Here is a 15,826-nt window from a genome sequence, read left to right on the forward strand (position 1 = left end):
ATTAGTTCAGTCTTCGCAATTAAGCTAAAAGACGTGTCCGCATTTTTTCAAGCTTGTTAAGCGCAGAATCATCTATCACTTGGTCGCCTGCACGAATAACCACACCCGCAATTAACGCTGGGTTCACTTCTACAGAAACATTTACTGCCGCAGCGAAACGTTTTTCTAACGCTTGAGCAAGAATTTGTTCTTGTACAGAAGTCAATGGGAATGCTGATTCAATCACAACATCCACAGTATTGTTATTCTGTGATTTGAGCTGTTCGTATTCTGCTTGAATTTCAGGAAGCAAAGCCAAACGGTTGTTTTCAGCAAGCAATGTCAAAAAGTTTGACACTGCTGCAGTTTGGTCTTCACCTAAAACTTTGGCAAAAATACTCACCTGCTCAGCAGGCGTAAGCTCAGGGCGATTTAAGTAAGCTGAAAATGCTTCGTCTTGCACCGCAGCACTGAGCAAGTTAAGTGCTGTTGACCAATTGTCAGTTGCACCTTGCTCAGAAGCGTAAGCAAATGCTGCTTTAGCGTATGGGCGTGCCAACGTCAAGAGTTCAGCCATAATCTGCCTCTCTCTTAAAGTTTAGCAGCCAGCTGAGTCAGCATGGCATTGTGAGCTTCTGCGTCAACTTGCTGGCTAAGAATTTTCTCTGCACCAGTTACTGCAAGCGCAGCTACTTGTTGACGTAATTCTTCGCGAGCAGAATTGATTTCTGTATCAACAGCTTCTTTCGCTTGTTGACGAATACGCTCACCTTCAGCAGATGCTTGGGTACGCGCTTCTTCTACCAATTGTGCTGCACGACGATTCGCTTGTTCGATCAATTGAGCCGCTTGTGCTTTAGCTGCATCTAATTCAGCTTTCACTTGAGCTTGCGCATCGGCAAGATCAGCCTTGGCTTTTTCAGCTGCATTTAAGCCGTCAGCAATACGACGCTGACGCTCACTAATCGCATTGATTAGTGGTGGCCATACAAACTTCATGCAGAATGCGACGAAAATCGCAAATGCAATCGCTTGGCCAAACAATGTGAGGTTGATATTCATTGCAAATTCCTCAAATAGTGAATTTCGGAATTAAGCTGATTAACCTACAAATGGATTAGCGAAGATGAAGAACAAGCCAATACCAACACCGATCATAGGCACAGCATCAAGAAGACCTGCGATTAAGAACATACGAGTTTGAAGTTGTGGAGCCAATTCTGGTTGACGAGCAACAGCTTCAAGGAAGCGACCGCCTAAAAGACCAAAACCAATCGCAGTACCTAAAGCACCGAAAGCGATCAAGATAGCAGATGCAATTGCAACTAGACCTAAAGTGAGTTCCATGATAATTCCTCAGAGGTTAGGTTTTATACCAAATTAAGTTAAAAAATTGTGTGCCCAACCGCCCGATGACAGTTAGGCCATACCATTAATGCTTTTCGCTTGCCATGCTCATGTACACGATAGTCAACATCATGAAAATGAATGCTTGTAGCGTAATAATCAAAATGTGGAAAATCGCCCAAGGCACAGACAATGCCCACTGGATCCAGAACGGTAATAACGCGATAAGAATGAAGATTAACTCACCCGCATACATGTTACCGAACAGTCGTAGAGCCAATGAAACTGGTCGCGCCAAGAAAGTAGTCAATTCCAACAATAAGTTGAATGGAATTAAAAGCACTTTAGCAACTGGATTACTTGGGTTGAATGGGTTAAGTGCCAACTCACCAACGAAGCCGCCAACACCTTTCTCACGAATACTATAGAAAATAATTAAGAAGAATACAGAAATAGACATACCTAAGGTAATGTTTGGATCTGTAGTCGGAACAATTTTAAAGTAAACCTGATGAGGGTCCACACCCAGCATAGATGCAATCGCCTGTTGAGCTACATAAGGAATAAAGTCAACAGGGATTAAATCCATCAAGTTCATGAGGAAAATCCACACGAAAATGGTTAATGCTAAGGGTGCAATTAATCGAGACTTCCCATGGAAGGTATCACGTACACTTGAATCCACAAACTCGATAATCACTTCAATTACTGACTGGAATTTACCAGGCACGCCTGAATTTGCAGCTTTCGCAACAATCCAGAACAATAAACAGAAGATCAGACCAAGTCCGATAGACCAACCCATTGAATCCAAGTGAATAGCAGTGAACCCCATCTGTTGAGCTTCTTCAGCAGACTCAGCCAACTTCCATGAACCGTCTGGCATTTTGCCATAGGTCATATTGGTCAAGTGATGCTTGATATACTCGGTCGAAGTAAGGGCATGTTCTTCAGCAGCCATAAATCACACCTGGTCAATGTAAAAAAACTAATAGAACAAACGAACATCGCGTGCTGCTTGATATCTCGCCTATTCCTGAAAAACTTTTCAATTTTTGCTGCGTTTAGACTCGTTTTTGTAATCGTGACACCCAAAATGGCGCAACCCACGACATGCTTTGAACGAGCATAAAACCACAAAACAATGCCACCGGGGATAACGGCTGTACATTGCTTAAAATTAAAATGAATCCTACGATCACGATTGCAAACTTACCGAGCATTCCTCTATACATGTTCGAAAGAACCTGTCTGGACGCTCGTGCACCTGCTGCTCGAAACGACTGCCATGAAAAATAACAACTTGCCAACCAACAAACACTAGCACCAAGTGCAGCGCTTAAGGCAGCCGTTGAGTCTTTCAAGACCCACGCTATCAGGGCTGAAACTGGAATCATGAATGCTTGTAAGAAGACCAAAGCTTTAGCTAATCGTCGGTCAATCAAGCGACTAGTTCGGCTCATTTTTTTATCCACTCACAGCATTAATGCTTGACAAGTTCAACTGATGATCGTTTTTTATCGCAGGCATTATAGAGTTAGCCCCCTGAACATGCAATCGTTTCCCGACCTTAGTCGTGTTTTTTTGCATGTTTGTCTCGGAATTGTCATATTTCAAATTTGCTTAAAAAACGCATCATTTTCGTGCATTTAATACACAAGCCTTGGTTTGCTTGGCTAATTGCTGCCACGCTTTCACAAAATCATCTGCGCCGCGCATGCTTTCATCGACCTTTTGAAACACAATTGGATTCAATTTCATATACTGATTTTTACTGGCATGTCCTTCTGCAAGCAGGCACATTTTTGGATTTGGTCGGTGATCGTTCAAATATTTAATTTGTGCGACTGTTGGCGCAATATGCGGATCATTGGTCATCGACCCAGAAAATTCTAAATTTAAGGCACGTTCTAAATATTGATAGGCATCGTGATAAGCCCAATATGGCTGTACTACAGTTTGAGTCTGAAACTGACTTGCACTTTTGAATAAACTCTGTGCGAAGGCACGTGCGTTGTTCCAGTAAGCATCGCGATGTTCAGGCATTTGCTGAGAACGTAACGCGGCAATAAAGAAGCCGATACGCACCGCATTGTTTGGGTCTAGCCAGACATGGCTGTCTACTGTATTTTTTAATGCTGCACCACGTTCTGAACGCTGCGGCAAAGTTTTCATAATGCCCGTATCTAATAAAGCAATCGCTTTAGGATTTTGATGTAATACACGTTCTAGCGGTGCTTCATGCGCCTTACCTAGCCAAATAATTAAACCCGCATCTTGGATGATTTTACGATGTGCAGGCGTGAGCGATACATCATGCCCTGTTTGATCTGCCAGTAATAAAGTGGGTGTTTCGATATTTTGCGTGACTTTTTGGGCAATCAAATAGATAGGATGCGTAGACACCACCAAAGCCTGCGCCATGCTGACAGTACTGCATAACGCTAAGAAACAGAAACTAAATAAACGAAACATTGCGGCATATCACGAAAAATCGATAAATGTTATAATATAACAAATTTATAAAAATACCTACGTATAATCGAAACTGATAACGCTTCATGCTAAGATTTACTGTCGTTTTTCTTTTAAAGTTCAACTGGGGTGGCTATGAGCTTATGTTCGCACGAGCATCACAATGCATTACATGGCGTTCACGACCATCACAATGTCGATCAACGTCTTGCCGAAGCTGAAAGTTTATGTGCGGCAACAGGTGCTCGTTTAACACCGCTACGTAAAGAAGTGTTGGAACTCATTCTCAAGGCATCTGCACCAATGGGTGCTTATGATTTATTGGCGAAAATTAAAAGTGAGTCTGATCGTCCTGCAGCACCGCCAACGGTGTACCGTACTTTGGATTTTTTACTGGAAAAAGGACTAATTCACCGTTTGACTTCAATCAATGCCTATATTCCTTGCTGTCATCCACGTGAAGGACACCAAGCGGCATTTTTGATCTGTACTGAATGTAAAGTCGTTAAAGAAGCTTCAGCGCAAGGTTTATTAGAGCAATTAGATCAGTTGGCAGCCTCTGACCGCTTTAGCCCGCATCACAGCATTATTGAGATTTCTGGAAAATGTCAGCAGTGCAACAGCAAATAACCACTGCACCGCTCATCGCCTTGCACAATATTCAGGTGCGAATAGATGAGCGCGATATTTTAAAAAATGTCGATTTTGAATTACATGCACGTGAAATTGTCACGCTAATTGGCCCCAATGGCGCAGGAAAATCGACTCTAATTAAAGTCTTGCTTGGCATTGTCAAACCAAATGCAGGCAAGCTCGTAAATGCTCGCAAATTGACCTTTTCTTATGTGCCGCAAAAGTTTAATCCTTCACACAGCTTGCCTTTAAGAGTGAAAGATTTACTGGCTTTAGAAAAATGCCCAGACGCAATTAAAGCAGAAATTATCCGCGATACTGGCATTGCCAAACTGCAAGATTCAAAAGTACAACAACTGTCTGGTGGTGAGCGGCAACGGGTGCTATTGGCACGCGCCTTATTACGTCAACCTGATGTTTTGGTATTGGATGAGCCGATGCAAGGACTAGATATTCAGTCCGAAGCTGAACTGTATGACTATGTGCGCAACTTACCGAGCAAATATGGCTGTGCGGTGTTGATGGTGTCGCATGATTTGCAATGGGTCATGCAAGGTACGCATCGTGTGGTATGTTTAAATAAACACATTTGCTGTAGCGGTTTGCCCAAAAATGTACAGCAACATCCTGAATACCAAGCTATTTTTGGAACCAATCGGGTGTTTTATCAACATCACCATGAACACTGCGCCCATGGCGATCATGCCGAGCCTTGTCAGCATGATTCACGTCCTCATATTCACCCTGAACCGGAAGCTTAACCCATGATGGATTGGCTACAATTGCTGTTACCTGCATGGATCATGGGCAGTTTATTGGTATTTTTGACCGCCCCACTTGGCTGTTTAATGCTGTGGCGACGCATGTCCTTTTTTGCCGATACGATGGCGCATGGCACTTTGTTGGGTGTGGCAATTGCAGGCGCGTTAAGTTTACCTCTGTGGATGGGCGTGACATTCTTGGCATTATTATTGGTGGGTGTTTTGTGGATTTTACATGATCCACGGTTGCCGAATGATGCATTATTGGCGCTCTGCTCTGCGACCTTGCTCTGTTCAGGTTTGCTCTTTATTCAACATATTCCGAGTTTGCGTCCTGAGTTGCTGAGCTATTTATTTGGCGATTTACTCACCATTTCATGGGCAGATTTACCCGTATTTGCTTTGGTCATTATTGCAGCCTTAGCGGTACTCTATAAGTTTTGGCAGGCTCAAATTCAAATTGCAATTGACCCTGACATTGCAGTCAGTGAAGGTGTGAATGCCCAATGGCAACGCCTGATTTTTATGTTGTTGTTGGCATTATTTACCGTATTGGCTTTACGTGCAGTCGGCTCTTTATTGATGGGCGCATTGTTGGTGATGCCTGCTTTAACCGCACGTTTATTGGCTCACTCGCCTAAACAAATGGTGATTTGGGCATTTATTGTGGCGCAAATTGCAGTCAGCGTAGGTTTATGGTCAAGTGCGGGCTTAAATATTTCGACAGGTTTAAGTATTGTGATGACCATGGCAATCATTTTTACAGTGATTTTTAGCGTACAAAAAGTCAGAACGATGGCTTAGTTTTTCGTTAATGAGTATCTATATTTTTTTATTGCAGCAATGAGCATTACGACCAAAAGTGGCAGCACATACACTATCCACAGTGCCATATCACTGTGAATCACTTGCTGTAAAAGACTCAATTGCTGCGGACCTTCTGAAACAGCATTCCAATCTATTGTTTGTAGATAAAACATTGCATGAAGGGCAGTCAACAACACAGCTGTGATATTAATCAACACCACACTTTGCCACACCGTATGTTTAAAATAAGTTTGCAAAGCGGCAAATACAAAAGAAAAAATCAAATTGATACTCAAATGCACCATCAAAGCAATTGGCCAAAACACGCGATCTACTGAAAAGTGAATCACTAATCCAATTGCTATTAAAGTTGAAAAACTCAAAAACAACATGCTAATCCACCAATGTTGCCAATAACGTGCTCGCGGAATACCTTTTATTTTCAACGTATATCTCAATCTATTTTTTATAATTACAACGTACACTTTTGTTTAATTGAAGACATTACTGATGCACCAAACTCAACAAAAAAGCAGCGCCTGCAAACAGTGCAGCAAAAGTACGATTCATGACTTTTTGCTGCTTCGGTGATCTTAACAAACGTAAAACTTTTGCAGCCAAGCCCGTATAGCCCGCCATCACAATCAAATCAATACTAATCATGGTCAACGCCATAATTGCATATTGCGTCCATTGTGGTTTAGATAAATCTAAAAATTGCGGTAAAACTGCCAATAAAAACACAATTGCTTTGGGATTGCTCATATTGACTAGAAAGCCGTACATCACCAACTTTCCAGCAGATTTTCGTGTCAGCTCATGCTGAATTTCAATCGACTGTGCAGGCGCTGCCCATTGCAAATACGCCAGATATAACAAATATGCCACACCAAACCATTTCACAATTAGAAATGCCCAAGGCGTTGTGGCAAATAATACCCCTGCCCCTGCAGCTACAATCGCGATTTGCAATAATAAAGCGAGTTGTAGACCAATCGCATTCCAATACCCATGTCGAAAACCATAATTCAAACCACTCGACATTGATGCTATTGCACCTGCGCCAGGTGAAACACTAATCACCCAACAGGCTAACATAAACGCTATCCAAACTTGATAAGACATATATCGCCGCTTTTCACAAGACAGCGCATTATATGATATTTCACTTAATCTCATGACTAAAAACGTGGAATAAAAGTCGGGTTGAGGCTATTAAGCCTGCATACAATCAGGCACAATAAAGTCAACTTTATAGAAAACAACAAATTTTCAGGAGCTATACATGACTGCCCAATCAGTAATTTTGCCACTACCTTCAGATCATGCTCGCTTTCTTGTACTACGTTTAAAAGACTTAAGCATTGCTGAGTTAAAAGAAAAATTGGCTGACTTGTTTAGCACACGGGATCGTTTGATTACCCAACATCCACATGCCCAAATTAAAACTGGCGTCGCTTTTGGTCCTGAACTGTGGGCACAACTCTATGAGCAATCTCCAGATGGTTTTAAACAATTACAACCGATTCAAGGGGCGTACCCAATGCCTGTCGTGCCTGCCGATGTGATTATTCATCTCGCGAGTGCCCGTTCAGATATTTGCTTTGCGCTCAGTCAGGCCTTTTTTGAGGGGATCCAAGACAATATTGAAGTCTTGGATGAACGGGTCTGTTTCCGTTATTTTGATGGACGCGACATGACGGGATTTATTGATGGTACCGAAAACCCACAATTTCCAGATGATCGTGCCGAAGTTGCACTTTTAGGTGAAGATGCAGGCGTGTTTACCGATGGTTCTTTTATTTTTGCACAGCGCTATTGCCACGATTTAGAAAAATGGAAAAAGCTCAAAGTCGATGCCCAAGAGCATGTAATTGGACGCACCAAACTGGAATCGATTGAATTAGATGACGACGTACAACCTGAAAATTCGCACGTGTCACGTACAGTCGTTGAAGATGATTCAGGCGATGAAATGGAAATTTTGCGCCACTCTTTACCTTATGGTGATGGCAAGGGCGATCAGGGTTTATTCTTTATTGCCTATACCAAAGATTTGAGCATTATTGATGCCATGTTAGAACGTATGTTTGGTACTTCAGGTGATGGCATCCATGACCGTTTATTACACTTTGTGACTGCCATGGATGGCGCATATTACTTTGCCCCAAGTGAGGAGCTACTAGAAGAAGTGATGGAAGGTTAAGATAAAGAGGCCGACGAGAGTCACGTTTAGGTTTGTTGACTGTGGCTTTCTGCGCGGATACATCGGTTTTACCTGCATTTAATCGTTCTAATTCCAGATCAACGGCTGCGATATCTTCTTCGACCGCTTCGTCCCATAGGTGGATTTGTTTTGTGGTGAGATGTTCGTTTTTACTGCCAAATTTGTGCTGTTTAAATAGTGCGAGCTCATGCTCGTATTTTTGCGTGAGAATGGAAAGATGTTGAACTTTGGCATCCAATTGCTGGTTTGATTTTTCTAATTCTTGATTTGATTGTGCCAGAGACTGATGCTGCATTGCCAACTGTCTGGTAAATTCCAGCAGTTGTTCATGGGTCAGTTGGCTTAAGTCTGGCAGCGTATTCATGACCGCAGTATGCCTGAGGTCATGACGCAGAGGAAATAGAACGTTTGGAGAATAGCAGAATGGACCAGCCTAGTTTAGAGCATCGTCACCACCTGCTGTCGTCCAATGCGCTGCCAAGGTAAACCCTGGATCAGTGCCTGTAACTGTTCCGGACTGATCGCCATGCTTTCACCCTGGTGAACCTGCGCCCAGTGGAATTTTCCCTGTTCCAGCCGCCGGGCACACAGCCAGATGCCCAGTCCATCATGTACCAGCACTTTCATGCGATGGCCACGTTTATTACAGAACAGGTAAGCACAATGCGGTTTAATGTAGCCAAAGGCTCTCACCACCTGAGCCATGACAGTATCCATCCCTGCTCGCATATCCAGAGGTTGGGTAGAAAGCCAGATTTCATCAATGCGGATCATGTTGCAAGTGCCTTGAGTAATTCTGCTAAAGCAGATATTTCTGATACTTGCCATTTCAAGCCAATTTCTGCTTTTGAGTGGGGTAAAGTAATTTGAACCGTTAACATGTCAGTAGGAGTAGGATCTAATGGTGCAGAGCAAGATAAGGCAATAAATGCAGGTTTATTCGGTAGTGGTGAGCGATCACTCCCTGGCTTAGCATCAATTAAGCGAATCCATTTGGATACAAGATTTGTATTCAATCCATGTTGCAAAGCGACCGAAGCAATTGAAACGTCCGGTGCTTTACAAGCCTGAACGATCTGCTGTTTAAATTCAGCACTGTATGTTCTTCGTTTTTTCGCAAGAGATGCGATGGATGTCTGGTGATTTGTAGTCATAAATTTTAGTCCCCACTTGTTTTTAAGTGGGGACTAAATTAAGGCTTATAGGATGAATTCATAAGGTGTCTTCAGCGGACGCTTACTCAGCAACTTAGCAATTATCTAGAGTGTTTTATTCGCAAAACGACAGGCGGTTTTACAAGGCATGAGAGGATTAGCGTATGAAACAAATGAGTATGCAGTCCCACGTATAATGAAAAATCAACAAAGCTGACACAAGAAGTTACTCCTCAGTCAGGACAATTCAAAATAGCTGTGCTACAAGTAAGGCATTCACAAAAAATAAGGAGAAATTCAGAAATTTATTGTTTTTTATCAAAACCTTTTTTCAATTTTATTTTTAAAGATTCAATTTCTACATAAAAGGGTCATCATTAAGCTTTAGCATAATAAAGGCATGAAAATACCTAACATATATAACTGCTATTCGGGAGCGAACATGAATAACAGCCAAAATTATGTCAAACAAATTAAAAATGCTAAACGTGGAGGATACACGCCTACCATCGCCAAAGACATCAACAAACATAAGATTCAAAAAGCCATCCGCCTAATTGAACAATGGAGAACGCTCGCCAATGAACTCAAACCCCAAATGCAACTGGATATGGCCTTTACCTTAGAGGAATGTGCACAAGATTTAGATCGTGTCTTAAGAAATAAATAATCACTTTTCACCTTTCATTTCACATGATTTTCCTCAATGAGCTCAGATACTGAGCTCATTTCTATTCTTTCCCCCTACACAGTTTTTGTTGATCTGCGATTAAAAAATAAAGAATATCGACTGCGCTAAAAGTGTGAGTTCTGCATTAAACGATCACTTTTTGGCTTGCGTGCTTGAAAAAAATCTGTAAAATTCTCTGCACAACGCCGGCATAGCTCAGTTGGTAGAGCAACTGACTTGTAATCAGTAGGTCCACAGTTCGAATCCGTGTGCCGGCACCATATTAAACCTCGTAAGTCTTAGATTTATGAGGTTTTTTTGTTTATAAAGCTCAAATTTAATGCTGGTTTATAATATTTGGGGAGTTTATTGATCAGTCCTTAACGGCACTCACTTGCACATATTTAACCCAGCCATCTGCATACAACTTGGCGCACAAGCGTGCTGTCATGGCAATTTTAAACCAGTCTACATCTCGCGTTTGGATTTGATGTTGGAGATGCTGATTCACATAGTCAGCAAAACCTGCCAGCACCTGTGTCGATAAATCCTCTATCTGTATCTGTTGAAAATGATGCTGTTGCAACAGGCTACATAGCTGAGTTTCAGACATGAGATCATCAAAATGAACATCGGCAGCTTTTAATAAGGCTCGATATTGCACTTGCTTAAGTAGATGTGCGGGGGCTTGATCTGCCCAAATTAAATAATGAAAACCAAGCCGCCCATTTGAATTTAAAACAGCGCTGACCTGATCTAAAAATGAATTTAAATGGCTGTGATATGCGGCATCTATACACAACACCATATCAAAACACGGCTGGGGAAAAATAGTTTTTAAATTTAAAAATGAGGCGTGGTGAATTTGGAGATTTGAATTCAAATTTTCACGAATATGCTGTACGCAAGCCGCTTGAAGTTCAACCGCTTCAAGATATTGAATTTGATAATGTTCCTGCCAATAAATTAGGCTGGCACCTTGCCCACAGCCTAAATCAAGCAACCGATCTTTTGAATTTAAATAGACGGCTGCCGCCAAATGGGCAGCCAAATTTTGACATGCAGCGGGATAATCATCGCCCACTGCATCTGACCAATAACCTAAATTGCTCCATGGCAATCGTGCATTGTCGCCCAAATATGCCGCTTGAATGGCATATTTATGTTTTGGAAAATATGAGCGGAATGCCTGTTGCCATTTCATAAGGACTCAGTCTAGTTCAATACAAGATCAACAGACTTAATAACCTAATTGTGGCGCAACCTCAACTTTTGGTTTCAAATCAATAAACGGTAACGGCGCACCAAAAATTTCTGCAATATGCATGGCCGAAGTTACTGCAGATTCTAAAATTGGCAAACCATCACACGACCAAGAACCACAGAAGAATACTTTACGGTTGTCTTGGTGATGACGCTGTTGCAACTCTTTATTTAAGGCAACAGTTTTTGAATCCACCACAGCACGGGTTAAAGTCACGGTCGAAATGATCTTTTTCGGATCAATTGGGGTAACAGGACGCCATGTTTGGAACACTGGCGATTTACCCACCAAGGTTGGTTCAATCGAGTTCAACCATACTGTAAATTGCTGACGGGTAAATTTACGATCCATCATGTAACTCAGTACCGACCAGTCTTTACGTTTTGGTGGCATCACAGTTTGATCGGTATGAATCACCAATTCGCCTTGTTCAAATTTGAATTGTTTCAGTAATTCAATATCTTCAGCAAACTGTTGATTGTCTAAGAAATCCTGCACTTTTGTGGTTGGCGTTGCAATCACAACACGGTCAAATGTTTGTGCGTGACCTTCAGAATTTTCAACAACCACACCCACTTCTTGCTGATGAACACGGGTAATGGCTGCACCACTTTGAATATCAATACCTTCAATCAGTTTATCGACTAAAGCAGGCGTGCCACCTTGTAAACGCAATAAAGCATCGCCATCAGTCAATTGGCGCAAAAATACCAACAATGGTTTTGCAGGCCATTCACCAATGGTTTTAGGGTCGCAAGTACAAATGGTGTATAGCACAGGCATGACGGCGCCATGCAAAAACACCTCTTCAATTTCATTGCGGTTAATAAATTCCGCAAGGGTGATGTCTTGGTGCTTAGATTTAAAGAACTTGGCAATTGCTGTTTTTAACTGCAACATACCTTTCACCAAACGCCAGCCGTATTGCTGCAAACCTTTGCGGTTGTTGATGATCGGGAAGTTACCAATACGGGTACGACTGGTGGTCAGCCATGTTTCTGTACGGTCTTCAAATAACCAGCTACACGCCATATATGTGCGCACAGGGTAGGTTTTAATCCCTAAATGTGTCGCTAAACTGAGGGTGTTTTTCCACAAATGTGGGTTCATCACCCGTAAAGGTGCATCAATTAAACCATCTTCAAATTCGATGCTATGGCTGTCCATTCCACGACCAGGCAGCGCCTCAAAAATTGTAATGTTATGCCCTGCATCTTTAAGAATTCTTGCGGTAGCCAGTCCAGCCATACCACTACCGATTACTGCGATATCCAAACCGATCATCCATCTTTTGACATACTTTATGAAATTATGAACCATGCCCTGTCAAAAGGAGCTATTAAAAACTACCAGATTGCGCACTTTTCACAGAGAAACAACAGAAAGCACAGCGTCTGCTTGATTACATTTCTTAACACTTAGATTGCAGAAAAATAAGTCCAAGAATTTATTCATATTATTTTTATTAAATGACAAATATTGTTCTAAACCATGTAGATAAATCAACCGAATATCTCATTTATATTTTACAAATAAATTTTCAGTGGTTATGATGCACCGCATAAAAATGATAACTACGTCACAAATAATTATCATAAAGAATATGATCAATCCGTTAAAACGAGAAACTTTACAGCGTAATAATAAAAGCCTCTATCGAATATTCGATAGAGGCTTTTTTCTTCATCGCTCTCTTCCAAGCTTTAAGTCGGTTGATGCTGAATTGGAATTTCACCAAATTTGCCCTGATTAAAATCATCAAAAGCCTGAATAATTTCCTGTTTAGTATTCATGACAAATGGCCCATAGCCTTGAATAGGCTCATTTAACGGTTTGCCTGTTAGCACCAAAAACTTGGTGTCTTGCAATGCTTCTAACTGAATCAGTGCTTCACCATCTTGAGCAAATAGCATGACCGAATGATCCAGCATCTGTTGGCTGCCATTGACACGCAACTCTCCTTCTAAAAGCACCAACAAAGTATTGTGATCGACAGGTACATGCACAGCCTGAGTTTGTTCGGCTTTAAGCTGCCCATCCCAAACATTCACTGGACTAAAAGTACTCGCAGGCCCATGCTGATTGGCATATTGACCTGCGATAATGCGTAAATGACCCGCATCGTTTTCAAACTCAACCACAGGAATATTTTTCGCCTCAATGGCCTGATAACGTGGTGCTGTCATTTTATCTGCAGCAGGTAAATTCACCCAAATCTGCACCATTTCAAACAGACCACCTTGCTGCGCATAGTCTTTGGAATGAAACTCCTCATGCACCACACCTGCACCCGCAGTCATCCACTGCACATCTCCTGTTTTAATGGTGCCACCACCACCCGCAGAGTCTTGATGTGTGACCTCGCCCTGATAGGCCAAAGTCACTGTTTCAAAACCACGATGTGGATGTGAACCCACGCCATGCTGTGCCATCGTTGCATCAAAATGATACGGCGATGCATAGTCCAACATTAAAAATGGGCTGATGACCTGACCTAAACGATCATAAGAAAATAGATTTTTAACGGGAAAGCCATCGCCCACCCAATGCATGTTCTGATTGCGATATACACCTATTATTTTTTTCATGTGTGATGCCTATAACTAAATATGGAAGATACTTTGATCTTAATATTTTGCTTAGCTGCAACCTAGCGCAAATTTGGCATACAGCATTGCAAGAATAGAATAATCCTTAGCAAGATGCGGAGTGTATTGTGCTATCTTAAAATTGCATAAAAAATCCAGAACCGAAGTTCTGGATTTTGAAATTTTCATGGCTAGATGATTTAGATTTTTCCAACCAGATCAATTGATGGTGCAAGTGTTGCATCGCCTTCTTTCCACTTGGCTGGGCAAACTTCACCTGGATGTGCATGCACATATTGTGCAGCTTTCACTTTGCGTAACAGCTCTTGCGCATCACGACCAATACCACCCGCATTGACTTCTACAATCTGAATTTTACCTTCAGGATCAATCACAAATGTACCACGGTCTGCCAAGCCTTCTGATTCAATCAGTACTTCAAAGTTTTTAGCCAAAGTCCAAGTTGGGTCACCAATCATTGGATATTGAATCTTTTTAATTTCTTCTGAAGTATCGTGCCACGCTTTATGGGTAAAGTGGGTGTCTGTAGATACTGAATAAATTTCTACACCCATTTTTTGGAATTCTTCATATTGATCGGCTAAGTCTGCAAGTTCAGTCGGGCAAACAAAAGTAAAATCTGCAGGGTAGAAAAATACTACTGACCATTTGCCAATAAGGTCTTGTTCCGACACTTCAATAAATTGACCATTTTGGTAAGCGGTTGCGTTGAATGGTTTGATTTGGGTATTGATTAAACTCATGCTGTATTCCTCAATTCGTTCGGGGATTGCTTATCTTGTGTAGTTAGAATACAAAACCCAACAGAATCGGTAAAACAGTACTTTTTTATAAAAACAATCGGTTTTAAGAATCAAAAATCCATTTATTATTTAAAAATAGATTGATCAAGCCGATGCTGAACTCACCAATCTGCATAAAAAAACCCTTTGTCGAAACAAAGGGTTTGGAGGATGGTTTGCCGTTCTAACTTAAAATGGATATATATACTAAAAACAAATATATTCTTATATTACAATTTATTATATTAAAACGTAAAGTATTTTGTCAATTTTTTTATTGTAAATTTAACAAAACTACTTACTGCACAATACGACTAATATGTCACAAAGAAACCTCCATAAAATTAGTGTTAATTAAATGGTCGTTTTCTTTACATTTAAAACATGATCCTAAAATTACATTTTTTATTCAAAAGAACGTAAAGAAATTGCGATAATAAATCTATGTAAAGTTTAGGTACGTTTTATTATGATTATTGGATATGCTCGGGTCAGTACACATGACCAAAATCTAGATTCACAATTAGATGCACTCCAGAAGGCAGACTGTGAACAAATTTTTCAGGAAAAGATAACTGGAAAATCTAAGGATCGTCCTGAATTGTTAAGTTGCTTGAAAGCCCTAAGAAAAGGTGATGTTCTGATTGTGTGGAAACTTGATCGCCTTGCCCGTTCATTAAAAGATTTAGTCGAGATTATTACTGACTTAAATCAGCGTGAGATAGGCTTTAAATCGCTTACAGAAGCAATTGATACCACCTCTGCTACTGGCAGGCTAGTGTTCCATATTTTTGGGGCATTAGCTGAATTTGAGCATAGTTTAATTCGTGAACGCACCATAGCAGGCTTGGATGCAGCAAGAGCTAGAGGACGTAAAGGTGGACGCAAACCATCCATGTCTGAAAAAGATATTAAAAAGGCCCAAGCTATGTTACGAGATCCTCAAATTACTAAAACAGAGGTAGCAAAACATTTTGGAGTAAGCCGAGTCACGCTGAATAACTCACTGAATAAATCTTAGAATTGTTCTTAGTTGCTATCGGCTTTGTTGCACAAAGATTTGAAATGCAAAGCGCCCCTAATTGAGCCAAATTTAAGGCGTAACTTGGGTAAGTGGT

At 41.2% G+C, this 15,826-nt stretch carries 20 protein-coding genes, 1 tRNA gene and 1 pseudogene; 7 read left to right on the top strand and 15 right to left on the bottom strand.

The genetic code is table 11. The features are described 5' to 3' along the window. Positions 1-19 precede the first annotated feature (19 nt). From HHA43_RS10710 to HHA43_RS10735, 6 genes are all read right to left on the bottom strand, one after another. A complete protein-coding gene (locus HHA43_RS10710; protein ID WP_004970141.1) occupies positions 20-556 on the bottom strand; it encodes a F0F1 ATP synthase subunit delta in 537 nt (178 codons plus the stop codon). 14 nt (positions 557-570) lie between these two features. Beyond that, positions 571-1,041: a F0F1 ATP synthase subunit B gene (locus tag HHA43_RS10715; protein WP_004970142.1), complete on the bottom strand. Its 471-nt coding sequence runs from the start codon at positions 1,039-1,041 to the stop codon at positions 571-573. Positions 1,042-1,080: 39 nt separating this feature from the next. Next, positions 1,081-1,326 carry a F0F1 ATP synthase subunit C gene (atpE, locus tag HHA43_RS10720; protein WP_000424060.1) on the bottom strand — a complete coding sequence of 82 codons (246 nt, stop codon included), beginning with the start codon at positions 1,324-1,326 and terminating at the stop codon, positions 1,081-1,083. 85 nt (positions 1,327-1,411) lie between these two features. Next, the gene (gene atpB / locus HHA43_RS10725; RefSeq protein ID WP_004970145.1) at positions 1,412-2,287 is read right to left on the bottom strand and encodes a F0F1 ATP synthase subunit A; all 876 of its coding nucleotides are present in this window, start codon (positions 2,285-2,287) and stop codon (positions 1,412-1,414) included. Between the two features lie 103 nt (positions 2,288-2,390). Beyond that, the gene (locus HHA43_RS10730; RefSeq protein WP_004970147.1) at positions 2,391-2,789 is read right to left on the bottom strand and encodes an ATP synthase subunit I; all 399 of its coding nucleotides are present in this window, start codon (positions 2,787-2,789) and stop codon (positions 2,391-2,393) included. 172 nt (positions 2,790-2,961) lie between these two features. Continuing rightward, positions 2,962-3,801, bottom strand: coding sequence for a metal ABC transporter solute-binding protein, Zn/Mn family (locus HHA43_RS10735; RefSeq protein ID WP_168461770.1), 840 nt, complete (start codon positions 3,799-3,801; stop codon positions 2,962-2,964). Between the two features lie 135 nt (positions 3,802-3,936). Between HHA43_RS10735 and HHA43_RS10740 the strand changes: the two genes are divergently transcribed. The 3 genes from HHA43_RS10740 to znuB are packed head-to-tail and all read left to right on the top strand — an operon-like array spanning position 3,937 to position 5,999. Next, on the top strand, positions 3,937-4,431 hold the full coding sequence (locus tag HHA43_RS10740; RefSeq protein ID WP_004970151.1) for a transcriptional repressor: 495 nt from the start codon (positions 3,937-3,939) through the stop codon (positions 4,429-4,431). Beyond that, positions 4,407-5,195, top strand: coding sequence for a zinc ABC transporter ATP-binding protein ZnuC (znuC, locus tag HHA43_RS10745; RefSeq protein ID WP_168542592.1), 789 nt, complete (start codon positions 4,407-4,409; stop codon positions 5,193-5,195). Before HHA43_RS10740 ends, znuC begins: the two co-directional genes overlap by 25 nt. A 3-nt stretch (positions 5,196-5,198) precedes the next feature. Further along, entirely contained in the window at positions 5,199-5,999 is an 801-nt protein-coding gene (gene znuB, locus HHA43_RS10750; protein ID WP_168461772.1) for a zinc ABC transporter permease subunit ZnuB, read from the top strand. Here the strand turns inward: znuB and HHA43_RS10755 are convergent. Further along, positions 5,996-6,394, bottom strand: a complete 399-nt coding sequence (locus tag HHA43_RS10755) for a hypothetical protein (RefSeq protein ID WP_168461773.1) — start codon at positions 6,392-6,394, stop codon at positions 5,996-5,998. The two genes, znuB and HHA43_RS10755, sit on opposite strands and share 4 nt — an antisense overlap. Before the next feature lie 112 nt (positions 6,395-6,506). Then, positions 6,507-7,127, bottom strand: coding sequence for a LysE family transporter (locus tag HHA43_RS10760; protein ID WP_168461774.1), 621 nt, complete (start codon positions 7,125-7,127; stop codon positions 6,507-6,509). 160 nt (positions 7,128-7,287) lie between these two features. Between HHA43_RS10760 and HHA43_RS10765 the strand changes: the two genes are divergently transcribed. Further along, positions 7,288-8,208 carry a Dyp-type peroxidase gene (locus tag HHA43_RS10765; protein WP_168542594.1) on the top strand — a complete coding sequence of 307 codons (921 nt, stop codon included), beginning with the start codon at positions 7,288-7,290 and terminating at the stop codon, positions 8,206-8,208. 4 nt (positions 8,209-8,212) lie between these two features. Here HHA43_RS10765 and HHA43_RS10770 read toward each other — a convergent pair. The 3 genes and pseudogenes from HHA43_RS10770 to tnpA all read right to left on the bottom strand — a co-directional run. Further along, positions 8,213-8,593 (bottom strand): annotated as a pseudogene (locus HHA43_RS10770) (IS66 family transposase); the annotation flags it as partial. Positions 8,594-8,667: 74 nt separating this feature from the next. Further along, positions 8,668-9,003 carry an IS66 family insertion sequence element accessory protein TnpB gene (gene tnpB / locus HHA43_RS10775; RefSeq protein WP_067728626.1) on the bottom strand — a complete coding sequence of 112 codons (336 nt, stop codon included), beginning with the start codon at positions 9,001-9,003 and terminating at the stop codon, positions 8,668-8,670. After that, complete coding sequence (gene tnpA, locus HHA43_RS10780; protein WP_168542596.1) at positions 9,000-9,383, bottom strand: IS66-like element accessory protein TnpA; 384 nt, start codon at positions 9,381-9,383, stop codon at positions 9,000-9,002. Before tnpA ends, tnpB begins: the two co-directional genes overlap by 4 nt. Positions 9,384-9,825: 442 nt before the next feature. Between tnpA and HHA43_RS10785 the strand changes: the two genes are divergently transcribed. Together HHA43_RS10785 and HHA43_RS10790 are read left to right on the top strand one after the other, a co-directional pair. After that, entirely contained in the window at positions 9,826-10,053 is a 228-nt protein-coding gene (locus HHA43_RS10785; protein ID WP_168419449.1) for a hypothetical protein, read from the top strand. A 205-nt stretch (positions 10,054-10,258) separates the two neighbouring features. After that, positions 10,259-10,334, top strand: a tRNA-Thr gene (locus HHA43_RS10790). Positions 10,335-10,426: 92 nt separating this feature from the next. On the opposite strand, the gene HHA43_RS10795 is transcribed toward HHA43_RS10790, so the two are convergent. The 4 genes from HHA43_RS10795 to ahpC all read right to left on the bottom strand — a co-directional run bounded on the left by HHA43_RS10795 (position 10,427) and on the right by ahpC (position 14,669). Further along, on the bottom strand, positions 10,427-11,257 hold the full coding sequence (locus tag HHA43_RS10795) for an SAM-dependent methyltransferase (protein ID WP_168542598.1): 831 nt from the start codon (positions 11,255-11,257) through the stop codon (positions 10,427-10,429). A 36-nt stretch (positions 11,258-11,293) separates the two neighbouring features. Continuing rightward, positions 11,294-12,601 carry an FAD-dependent oxidoreductase gene (locus HHA43_RS10800; protein ID WP_168526500.1) on the bottom strand — a complete coding sequence of 436 codons (1,308 nt, stop codon included), beginning with the start codon at positions 12,599-12,601 and terminating at the stop codon, positions 11,294-11,296. A 419-nt stretch (positions 12,602-13,020) separates the two neighbouring features. Continuing rightward, positions 13,021-13,905 carry a pirin family protein gene (locus HHA43_RS10805; protein WP_168542600.1) on the bottom strand — a complete coding sequence of 295 codons (885 nt, stop codon included), beginning with the start codon at positions 13,903-13,905 and terminating at the stop codon, positions 13,021-13,023. Between the two features lie 200 nt (positions 13,906-14,105). Then, positions 14,106-14,669, bottom strand: coding sequence for an alkyl hydroperoxide reductase subunit C (gene ahpC / locus HHA43_RS10810; protein WP_168542602.1), 564 nt, complete (start codon positions 14,667-14,669; stop codon positions 14,106-14,108). A gap of 508 nt (positions 14,670-15,177) precedes the next feature. On the opposite strand from ahpC, the gene HHA43_RS10815 reads away from it, so the two are divergent. Continuing rightward, complete coding sequence (locus HHA43_RS10815; RefSeq protein WP_107908897.1) at positions 15,178-15,729, top strand: recombinase family protein; 552 nt, start codon at positions 15,178-15,180, stop codon at positions 15,727-15,729. The last annotated feature ends 97 nt before the right edge of the window (positions 15,730-15,826 follow it).

The sequence above is a fragment of the Acinetobacter sp. A2 genome, assembly GCF_012371325.1.
Classification (GTDB): domain Bacteria; phylum Pseudomonadota; class Gammaproteobacteria; order Pseudomonadales; family Moraxellaceae; genus Acinetobacter.